The organism is Nocardia sp. NPDC060220 (assembly GCF_042727815.1).
GTDB lineage: Bacteria > Actinomycetota > Actinomycetes > Mycobacteriales > Mycobacteriaceae > Nocardia.
Genome location: NZ_JBHWZY010000111.1, coordinates 1 through 11,863, shown reverse-complemented (window position 1 = coordinate 11,863; position 11,863 = coordinate 1). Strand labels below are relative to the sequence as shown.

Here is an 11,863-nt window from a genome sequence, read left to right as displayed (position 1 = left end):
CGCCCTGGGCCGTCGTGTGCCCGGGCGCTGCTCGGGGAGTTGTGACACAAGGCAGAAACGGAGTGCTTGATGAGTTCTTTGGCCACCGACCACGTCAGCTCGAGCATCACCGACGAGGACCCGGGCCAACCGTTCGCCCTCTCGCCCGGTCAGACAGCACTGTGGTACGCGCAACGGATTCGGCCCGATATTCCGCTCACCATCGCTCACTACGTCGAACTGCACGGTGATCTCGACGTCGGCCGGTTGCTGTACGCGGTCGAGCGCTTCGGCGCGGAATCCCAGGTGGGACACGTCCGCCTACTCGAGATCGACGGCGTGCCCCACCAGCGAGTGGACCCCACGTGGCGGCCCGGCTGGGGCCGGATCGACCTCCGCGGCGAATCCGACCCCCGGGCCGCCGCGCTGGCCTGGATGAACGCCCATGCCAGCACCCCGATCGACATGGAGCACGAGCCCCTCACCATCAATGTGGTGTTGCGGATCGGTGACCGGGATTGGTTCTGGTACGAACGCGGCCACCACATCGTGATCGACGGTTACGGTGCGATGAACGCGCTCTCGCGCACCGCCGAGATCTACACCGCGGTCGGCGAGCAGCGTGAGCCGTCCGTTTCCCGCGCCGCCGCGCTCGTCGACCTCTACGCCGACGAATCCCGCTATCGAGAGTCCAGCCGGTTCCGTGCCGACCGCGAGTACTGGATGGAACAGCTCGCCGGTGTGGGCGAACCGATGACGCTGTCGTCGGTCACCGCCGCGGGCGACACCCACGACGCGGGGCGCCACCGTGCCACCGCGGTACTCGACGCCGACCTCGACACGCTGCTCACCGACGCGATCACCACACACGGTTCGGCCAACTCCGCGCTGATCGTCGCCGCGCTCGCCGCCTATGTCCGTTCGGTCACCGGTGACCCGGATGTCGTACTGAGCCTTCCGGTTTCGGCACGCACCACCGTCGCGTTGCGCCGGTCGGCGGGTGTGGTGTCGAACGTGGTGCCGCTGCGCCTGCGGTTCGACGAGCACACCACCGTCGCCGACGTCGTGCGCCAGACCGAACTCCAGATCACCGGCGCCCTGCGCCACCAGCGCTACCGCTCCGACGACATCCGGCGGGACTGCGGGTACTCCCGCGACGCGCGCGGCTTCTTCGGGCCGATGGTCAACATCATGCTGTTCCACGACGAGCTGAAGTTCGACGACATCGCCGGTCAGCTCCATGTGCTCGCCACCGGACCCGTCGAAGACCTCTCGATCAACATCTACAACGGCGACGGCGGCCGCATCCAGCTCGACTTCGAGGCCAATCCGAAGCTCTACGGCGAGTCCGAGAACGCCGCCCACCACGCGCGCTACCTCGACTTCCTCGCGCGCTTCCTGGCCGCCGAGCCGACCACCCCCACCTACACGCTCACCGCGATCACCACCGCCGAGAACGAGCGGGTGCTGCGCGAGTGGAACGCCACCGAGATGCCGATGCAGGCCGCGACGCTGGTCTCGCTGTTCGAGGACCAGGTGTCGCGCAGCCCGCACGCCATCGGTCTCGAATTCGGCGACCGCACACTCGGATACACCGAACTCGGTGACCGGGTGAACCAGCTGGCACGCGAACTCATCGCCCGCGGCGCGGGCCCGGAGACCACCGTCGGTGTGTGCCTGCATCGCAGTGTCGATCTGGTCGTCGGGATCTACGCGGTACTCGCGACCGGCGCGGCCTACCTGCCGCTGGATCCCGGGCATCCGGTCGATCGCATCGAAGCGGTGGTGGCACAGGCACATCCGGTGTGTGTACTCACCGCGGATCGCGACGGGGTCCGGCTACCCGAGGGAGCTGTCCGGGTCGATCTGGACACGCTCGACGTGAGCGGCAACGACGTCGCGCCGATCACCGACGCCGACCGCACCGCGCCGCTGCGCCCCGATCATCTCGCCTACGTCATCTTCACCTCGGGCTCCACGGGTAAACCCAAGGGCGTGGGTGTCACGCATGCCGCGATCGTGAACCGGTTGCGCTGGATGCAGGCCGAGTACCCGCTCGACCACACCGACGCGGTCCTGCAGAAGACGCCGGCCACCTTCGACGTGTCGGTCTGGGAGTTCTTCTGGCCGCTGCAGGTCGGTGCGCGCCTGGTCGTCGCCGCTCCCGAAGGGCATCGCGACCCGGCCTACCTCGCCCGGATCATCACCGAAAGGTCCATCACCACAGCCCATTTCGTGCCGTCGATGCTGTCGCTGTTCGTCACCGACCCGCGCGTGCGGGGCGGGGCGGGGCTGCGCCGGGTGTTCTGCAGTGGTGAGGCGCTGCCCGGCGCGACGGTCGCCGATTTCCACGCCGCGCTGCACGGCCCCGACGGCGGACCGGAGCTGCACAATCTCTACGGGCCCACCGAGGCCGCGGTCGACGTCACCTACTGGCCGTGCCCGGCCGAGGCCACCACGGTCCCGATCGGCTCGCCGGTGTGGAACACCCAGACCTATGTGCTCGACCCGCATCTGCGCCCGGTCCCGCCCGGTGTCGTCGGCGAGCTGTACCTGGCGGGCGCGCAACTGGCCCGTGGCTACCTGGGGCGTCCCGACCTGAGCGCCGACCGGTTCGTCGCCAACCCCTTCGCCTCGGGGCAGCGGATGTATCGCACCGGTGACCTGGCGCGCTGGCAGATCGCCGGCGGCGTCCTGGAATACCTGGGCCGCACCGACTTCCAGGTGAAGATTCGCGGACTGCGTATCGAACTCGGCGAGATCGAATCCGCGTTGCTCGCGCAGGACGATATCGCCCGCGCGGTCTGCGTGGCCCGCACCGGCCGCATCGGTGAGGACGAACTCGTCGCCTACGTGGTCGCCGCGCCCGGCGCGTCGGCCCCCGATCCCACCGTCCTGCTCGCGGCACTGCGCCGCGGCCTGCCGTCCTACATGGTGCCCTCGGCACTGGTGGTGCTCGACGAACTGCCGTTGAGCGCCAACGGCAAGGTCGATCGCACAGCCCTGCCCGCACCGGAGGTGGGTGTGCGGGTCACCACCGGCGCCGCCGCACCGCAGACCGAGCTGGAATGCGCGCTCGCGGAGATCTTCACCGAGGTTCTCGCCCTGGACGGCACCACGATCGGGATCGAGGACAGCTTCTTCGATCTCGGCGGCAATTCCCTGGTCGCGGCCCGCGCGGTCGCCCGGATCAACACCACCCTCGATGCGAACCTCAGCATCCGGGAGATGTTCGAGTCGCCGACCATCGCCGCGCTGGCCGGCTACATCAGCACCCACCGGCCCGAGACCTCGACACCGAAACTGGTTCCGGCACGCAGACCGGAACGGGTGCCGCTGTCGCTGGCCCAGCAGCGGCTGTGGATCCTCAACCGGTTCGCCGAACACGCCGCCGCCTACAACATGCCCTTGGCCTTGCGGCTCACCGGGCATCTCGACCTCGAGGCGTTGCGTGCGGGTCTGCGCGACGTGCTCGACCGCCACGAGAGCCTGCGCACCAGTTTTCCCGAAGGCCCCGAGGGCCCGTACCAGTGCATCCACGCCGCGGCCGGGGTGGAACCCGAGCTGACGCCGATCGAGGTGGCCGCCGCCGAGATTCCCGCGCTGGCCGCGCAGGTGGCGGGGCGTGGTTTCGACCTGCGGACCGAGACACCGCTGCGGGTCGCGCTCTACCGGGTGGGCGCCGAGGATCACCTGCTGCTCGTGGTGCTGCACCACATCAGCGGTGACGGATGGTCGGTCGCACCGCTGGCCCGGGATCTGATGGTCGCGGTGTCGGCGCGCGCGGGCGGCGTCGCGCCTCAGTGGGCACCGCTGCCGGTACAGTACGCCGATTTCGCGATGTGGCAGCGGGAACTGCTCGGTGAGGAAACCGACCCCGAGGCACCCATCGCGCGCCAGCTCGGGCACTGGCGCGGTGCGCTGGCCGGGCTGCCCGATCAGCTCGACCTGCCCCTCGACCGGCCACGGCCGCAACAGCGTGGCACCGGCGGGGACACCGTCGAATTCGTCATCGACGCCGAAACCCGGCGCGCGGCAGCCGAACTCGCCACCGGTCGCGGCGTGAGCATGTTCATGGTGCTGCACGCCGCCCTGGCCACCCTGCTGGCCCGGCTGTGCGCGAGCACCGACGTCACCATCGGCACGCCCATCGCGGGCCGCTCCGATCCGGCGCTGGACGAACTGGTCGGCATGTTCGTCAACACCCTGGTGTTGCGCACCGAAGTGGACCTCGGCGCCGGCTTCGAGCGCATGCTCGACCTGGTCCGCGAGACCGACCTGGATGCCTTCGCCAACCCCGACGTGCCGTTCGAACGGCTGGTGGAACTGGTCAATCCCGATCGCTCGACCACCCGGCATCCGCTGTTCCAGGTGATGCTGTCCTACGACCGCACCCCGGAACTGCGGGTCGAATTGCCCGGTGTCACCGCGGAACTGGTGCCGATCGAAATCGGCGTCGCCAAGTTCGACCTGCAGCTCGAGGTTCGCGACACTCACGACGACGGACCGCTGCATGCCGAATTCGGTTTCGCCACCGATGTTTTCGATCGCGCCACGGTGCAGGCCATCGCCCGGCGGTTCACCACACTGCTGGCCGCCGCTGTCGCCACCCCCACCACGGCGATCGGCGACCTCGACGTGCTCGACCGTCGCGAGATCGCCCGCCTGGTCCCCGTGGCCGGCGCGCCCGCCGAACCGGCGGGCACCCTGGCCCGGCTGCTCGGCGACACCGCACAACACCTGCCCGACTCGGTGGCGGTGCGCTACCTCGGTTTCGACACCACGTACCGCGAACTCGACGAACGCTCGAACCGGTTGGCGCGCAGTCTCATCGCGCACGGTGCCGCACCCGAAACGGTGGTCGCCGTGGCGCTGCCGCGCAGCCTCGAGTCGATCATCGCCATCTGGGCGGTCGCCAAGACCGGCGCCGCGTACGTGCCCGTCGACCCCGCCTACCCGGCCGATCGCATCGCGCACATGATCGGTGACTCCGGTGCCACGCTCGGGCTCACCCTGCCCGAGCATCTCGCCGCGCTGCCCACCGCCACCGGTAAGCACCGGTCGGCACCGGAGTGGATGGTCTTCGGAACGGCCGATTTCGAGGCCGACTGCGCGGTCCGCTCGGGCAGCCCCCTGTCCGATGCCGACCGCAGGCATCCGATGCGAGCCGGGCAGCCCGCCTACCTCATCTACACCTCGGGCTCGACCGGCACACCCAAGGCCGTCGTGGTCACCCATGCGGGCATCGCCTCGCTGGCCAGCGAGCAGACCCAGCTGTACAAGGCGACCGACCACGCGCGGACCATGCACTTCTCCTCACCCAGCTTCGACGCCTCGGTGCTGGAACTGCTGCTCGGGTTCGCCGCGGGTGCCACGATCGTGGTGGCCCCCGCCGACCTGTACGGCGGTGCGGAGCTGGCCGGTTTCCTGCGCTCGGAACGCATCACCCACGCGTTCATCACCCCGGCCGCGCTGGCCACGGTGCCCGCGGGCGAGTTCCCGGCTCTCAACACGGTGATCGTCGGCGGCGAGGCGTGCTCGGACGAACTCGTCGAAGCCTGGGCCACGAAGTACCGGATGCACAACATGTACGGCCCGTCCGAGGCCACCGTCGCGGTCACCGCGAGCGCGGCCATGGTTCCGGGCGAGCCTGTCCCGCTGGGCACCCCCGTGCGCGGCATGCGGCTGTTCGTGCTCGACGGCCGGATGAACCCGGTGCCGCCGGGAACACCGGGCGAGCTCTACGTCTCGGGGCCCGGCCTGGCCCGCGGGTACCTCGGCAAGCAGGCACTCACCGCGCAGCGGTTCGTCGCCAACCCACACGGCCGCGTCGGCGAAAGGATGTATCGCACCGGCGATCTCGTCGTCGCCGACATGACCGGCCTGCTGCGTTTCCTCGGCCGCGCCGACGATCAGATCAAGATCCGTGGGTTCCGGATCGAACTGCGCGAAATCGACCATGTGCTGCGCGAACACCCGGGCGTTCGGTCCGCGCTGACCGTCGTCCACGTCGACGAGCAGGGGCAGCAGCGGCTCGCGTCCTACGTCACCGCCGACGGCCCGATCGACCCGGCCGCCGTGCTCGACACCGCCCGCAGCAGGTTGCCCGGCTACATGGTGCCCGCCGCACTGGCGGTGCTCGACGCGATGCCGGTCACCCCGGCGGGCAAACTCGACCGAAAGGCCCTGCCCACACCCGAATTCGTGGTCAGTGGTGGGTCGCGTGCGCCACGCACGCACCTCGAGATGCGGGTGGCCGCGGTGTTCACCGAGATTCTCGGCCGCCCGATCCCCGGCGCGGAAGACAGCTTCTTCGACATCGGCGGCAACTCGCTGCTGGCCACCCGGCTCGCCGCCGCGCTGCACGCCGAATTCGAGGTGGACCTGCCGGTCCGGCAGATCTTCGAGGCACCGACCGTGGCGGGCATCGCCCGGCTGATCACGGAAGCGCCCCGGACGCAGCGGGTGGCGCTGGCGGTACACACCCCGCGCCCGGGACGCATACCACTGTCGTTGCCGCAGCAACGGCTGTGGTTCCTGAACCGATTGTCCCCCGAATCGAGCGCCTACAACATCGCATTCGTCTTGCGAATCGGCGGAGATCTGGACGTCGAGGCGTTGCGGGGCGCTCTCGGCGACCTGGTGGAGCGCCACGAGGTACTGCGCACGGTCTTCCCCGAAGACCTCTCCGGCGCCCAGCAGGTGATCCTGCCGCGCGAGCAGGCGATGCCGGTGATCGACGCCGTCGACACCGCACCCGATCGGGCGAACGCGGCGCTGACCGCGCTGGCCCGCCAGGGCTTCGACCTCACCCGGCAGACGCCGCTGCGAGTGTCGTTGCTGCGCACCGCATCCGACGAACACCTGCTCGGCGTCGTCGTCCACCACATCGCCGCCGACGGCTGGTCGCTCGGCCCGCTGACGCGTGATCTCGCACTGGCCTACGTGGCTCGCACCGGGGGCGCCGTCCCCGAACGCGCACCGCTGCCGGTGCAGTACGCCGACTTCAGCCTGTGGCAGCGGGCCGTGCTCGGCAGCGAGGACGACCCGGACAGCATCACCGCCACCCAGCTCGCGTTCTGGCGCGAGACGTTGTCCGAACTGCCCGACGAGCTGCCGCTGCCGTTCGACCGGCCACGCCCCGCCGAACCCACCGGGTCCGCGGGCACCGTGACCTGCGCGGTCTCGGCACCGCTGCAGCACGCGCTCGACGAGCTGGCCGGCCACACCGGTGTCAGCCTGTTCATGGTCGTGCGCTCGGCGCTGTCGGTGCTGCTGCGCAGCGTCACCGGTGGCCGCGACATCCCCATCGGTACCCCGGTCGCCGGGCGCACCGACATCCAGCTCGACGACCTCGTCGGCATGTTCGTCAACACCCTGGTCCTGCGCTCCGATGTCGATCCCGGCCGCAGCTTCACCGAGCTGCTGCACGCCGATCGCGATGGTGAGCTCGCCGCCCTCGCCCACGCCGATGTGCCGTTCGAGCGCGTCGTCGACGCGCTGGGCCGCGAGAGCAGGGCGAGCAACCGCCACCCGCTGTTCCAGGTCGCGCTGAGCATGCAGGACAACCGCACACCCGCGCTGGAACTGCCCGGCCTGCGGCTGGCCGCGGAAGAGCTCGACATCGCCCTGGCCAAGTTCGACCTGGAACTGCGGGTCGCGCCCGCCGAGGACAGCGGGTTGCGGTTCGACTTCGTCTACGCCACCGAACTGTTCGACGCCGCCACCATTCAGACCCTCGCCGACCGGTTCGTGCAGATCCTCACCCAGGTGACCGCCGACCCACGGCAATTGGTGTGCGATCTGGACCCGCTCACCGTGCTCGAGCACCGTGAGCACGTCCCCGCACAGGGACCCGCCGCGGTCACGCCGGTCATCCTGGCCGACATCCTCGACGGTGCCGCCACGAAGTATCCGCAGCGGCCGGCGCTGCGCTGGTTCGCCGACGGCAGCGTCGCCGGGGACGTGGGCGAGCTCGACTACGCCGAGGTCGCGAGCCGGGCGCACCGGCTGGGCCGGGCGCTGATCGCGCGCGGCATCGGCACCGGCGACCGGGTGGCCGTCGGGCTGACCCGCTCACTGGACTGTGCCCTCGCCATCTTCGGCGTCGCGGCCAGCGGCGCCGCATTCGTGCCCGTCGACCCGCGCTACCCGGCCGACCGGGTGCGCCACATGCTCACCGACTCCGGTGCCAGCGCGGTGCTCACCGCGCGTGCCGACGCGGACTCGTTGCGCGAGGCCGCGGGCCCGATCGACACCCAGTGGTTGCTGATGGACGGCGACGAGCTGAACGCCGAACTGGCCGGCTACGACGGGGTCCGGATCAGCAACGCCGAGCGGGTCCGCCCGGTGCGCACCGCCGACCTGGCCTATCAGATCTACACGTCCGGTTCGACCGGCCTGCCCAAGGGTGTCACCGTCACCCACGGCGGTCTCACGAGTCTCGCGCTCGACCTGCGTGAACGGATGGGCCTCGACCGGTTCTCCCGCACGTTCTTCTTCTCCACACCCAGTTTCGACGTCTCGGTGCTCGACATGCTCCTCGCCGTCTACTCGGGCGCCGAGATGGTGATCGGCCCGATCGACATCTACGGCGGTGACGAACTCGGGACCCTGCTGGAACGCGAGCAGATCACCCACACCTTCCTGACGCCCGCGGTGCTGGGCTCGATCGACCCCACCCGCCACCCGCTGCCGATGCTGCGCGGTCTGATGGCCGGTGGCGAAGCAGTGCCGCCGGACCTGGTGGAGAACTGGGCGCCGGGCAGGCGGTTCGTCAACGCCTACGGGCCCACCGAGTTCACCGTCATCGCCGCAATGTCGGACCTGCGGGTGGGTGTTCCGGTCGCCATCGGCACGCCGGTGCGCGGCTCACGGGCCCTCGTGCTCGACGAGCGGCTGCGACCGGTCGTCGGCAGGGTGCCGGGCGAGCTCTACATCGGCGGCGCCGGCATCGCCCAGGGCTATCACGAGCGCTACGGCCTGACCGCGGGACGCTTCATCGCCGACCCGTTCGGCCCGGCGGGCAGCCGGATGTACCGCACCGGCGACGTGGTGCGCTGGACGGCGAACGGTGAGATCGACTACCTGGGTCGCAGCGACCATCAGGTGAAGGTGCGCGGTTTCCGGATCGAACTCGGCGAGATCAGCGCCGTCCTGGGCAGTCATCCCGAGGTCCGCTTCGCACACACCGAGGTCCGCCGGATCGCGGGCGACGACCGGATCGTCGCCTGGATCCAGCTGAACGAGGGCGTCGACCCGGCCGAGGTGGCCGGGGTGAAGCGGCACGCGATGGTCCGGCTGGCCGGGCACATGGTGCCCGCGTCGCTGAACCTGATCGACCAAGTGCCGCTCACCCCGGTCGGCAAGCTCGATCGCACGGCGTTGCCGGAACCGCAGTTCACGGCCGCCGCGGGCCGGGCACCACAGACCGACGCCGAGCGGACGGTCGCGCGAGTGTTCGAGGAGCTGGTCGGGGCGAGCGAGGTCCGCGCCACCGACAGCTTCTTCGACATCGGCGGAAACTCACTGCTGGCCACCCAGCTGGTGGCCCGGCTGGCCGCGGCCAGCAATGTGCGCCTGGAAGTGCGCACCGTGTTCGCTGCGCCGACCGTCGCCGAACTCGCCGCGCTCATCGAATCCGGACCGTCCGGCGACGAACACCGGCCGGACCTGGTGCCCCGGCCACGCCCGGAGCGGATTCCGCTGTCGGCGGCGCAGCGCAGGCTGTGGTTCCTCAACCGCTTCAACGCGGGTGCCGGCGGTGACAGTCAGTCCTCGGGCGCCTACAACGTCCCGGTCGTACTGCGCCTGCACGGCACGGTCGACCTCGATGCGCTCATTGCCGCTTTGCACACGGTGCAACGTCGGCACGAGACGCTGCGCACGGTGTTCCCGGAGACCGCCGGCGAGCCAGAGCAGTTGGTGCTCGACCCGGCGATCGCCGCCGTCACGCTGTTCCACGCGACGGCCACCGCGAGCGAGGTCGACACCGCCGTGACCCGTTTCGTCACCCCGGGTTTCGACCTGTCGGCCTCGGTGCCCATGCGGGCGGCGCTGATCAGCGTCGACCACACCGGGCAGTCGGCACCGGCCAAGGCCAAGTTCGCGGTCGCGCGCTCGACCGAGCATGTGCTGGTGCTGGTCGTGCACCACATCGCGATGGACGGCTGGTCGCTGGAACCGCTCGCCGCCGAAGTGGCCGCCGCCTATCGTGGCATCCAGATCGGTGAACCGTTCAGCGAACAGATCCCGCCGGTCCAGTACGCCGACTACACCCTGTGGCAGCAGGAACTCCTCGGTACCGAGGACGACCCGGACTCGCTGATCAGCAAGCAGCTCGACCACTGGCGCGGCGTGCTCGACGGCCTGCCGGAGCTGCTCACCGTGCCGGCCGACCGCTCGCGGCCGCCGGTGCCCTCCTACCAGGGCGGCACCGTCGACTGCACGGTCGACGCGGCGACCCACCGGGCGCTGCGCGGCATCGCCACGGCGAACAACGTCAGCATGTTCATGGTGTTGCACGCGGCGCTGGCGGTCCTGCTGCATCGGGTCACCGGCACCGAGGACATCGCCGTCGGCACCGCCAGCGCGGGCCGTGGACATCCAGCACTCGACGCGATGATCGGCATGTTCGTCAACACCCTGGTGCTGCGCACCGAGGTTTCCGACGAGCGCGCGTTCGTCGACCTGCTGCGCACCGTCCGCGACGGGGACCTCGACGCGTTCGCGAACGCCGACCTGCCCTTCGAACGGCTCGTCGAGGTCGTCAACCCGGCGCGCTCCCAGGCACACCACCCGCTGTTCCAGGTGATGCTGTCGGTGCGCAACACCCCGGTGCGGATGCTGGAACTGCCCGGTCTGCGGATCGAAGCCGTCGACGCCGACGCCGGTATCGCCAAGTTCGACCTGCAGTTCACCTTCACCGAGACCCAGACCGCCAGTCGGGTGGGCGACGGCATCAGCCTGTCGGTGAACTTCGCGGCGGACCTGTTCGACGAGGTCACCGCGCGCAGGCTCGGCGACCGCCTGGTCCGGCTGCTCACCGCCGTGGCCGCCGACCCGAACACCGCGGTCGGCGACCTGGCCCTGCTCGACGCGGTCGAGTGGACCGCGCTGGCACCGGTGCACGGTGCCCGCGCCGAGCAGGCGGTGACGCTGCCCGCGGTCTTCGGTGCCGCCGTGGCTCGTTCCCGCGAGGGCGTCGCGCTGTGCGCCGGGGACACCGTGGTCACCTACGACGCGCTCGACCGGTGGACCAACCGGCTCGCCCGTGTCCTGATCGGACACGGCGTGGGGCCGGAAACCCTGGTGGCCCTGGGTATTCCGCGTTCGGTGGAGTCGGTGGCGACCATGCTCGCCGTCGCGAAGGCGGGCGCCGCGTTCGTGCCGGTCGACCCGAACTACCCGCCGCAGCGGATCAGTCACATGCTCACCGATTCCGCTGCGGCCCTGGGTCTGACGCTGCTCGAGCACCGCGATCGACTGCCCGCCGATACCCGCTGGCTGGTCCTGGACGACCCGCAGACCAGGGCCACCGTGCTGGGGACCGACGACTCGCCGGTTACCGACGCCGAACGGATTCGCCCCCTGCGCCTGCACAATCCGGCGTACGTGATCTACACGTCGGGCTCCACCGGGACCCCGAAGGGCGTCGTGGTCACCCACGGCGGTCTGTCGAACTTCGCCGCCGAGACCGCCGACCGGTTCGATGTGCGTCCCGGCAGCCGGGTGCTGCACTTCGCGACTCCGAGCTTCGACGCCGCCATGCTCGACATCCTGTTCGCGCTCGGTGGCGCGGCGACGCTGGTGATCTCCCCGGCCGGGGTGGTCGGCGGCGAGGACTTGCGGCAGGTGTTCATCCGGGAACGGATCACCCACGCGT

1 protein-coding gene is annotated in these 11,863 nt (G+C 70.3%); it reads left to right on the top strand.

The annotated features are described in order from the left end of the window. Positions 1–69: 69 nt before the first annotated feature. A partial coding sequence (locus ACFWF3_RS08475; RefSeq protein WP_379313055.1) for an amino acid adenylation domain-containing protein occupies positions 70–11,863 on the top strand: 11,794 nt, incomplete at its 3' end.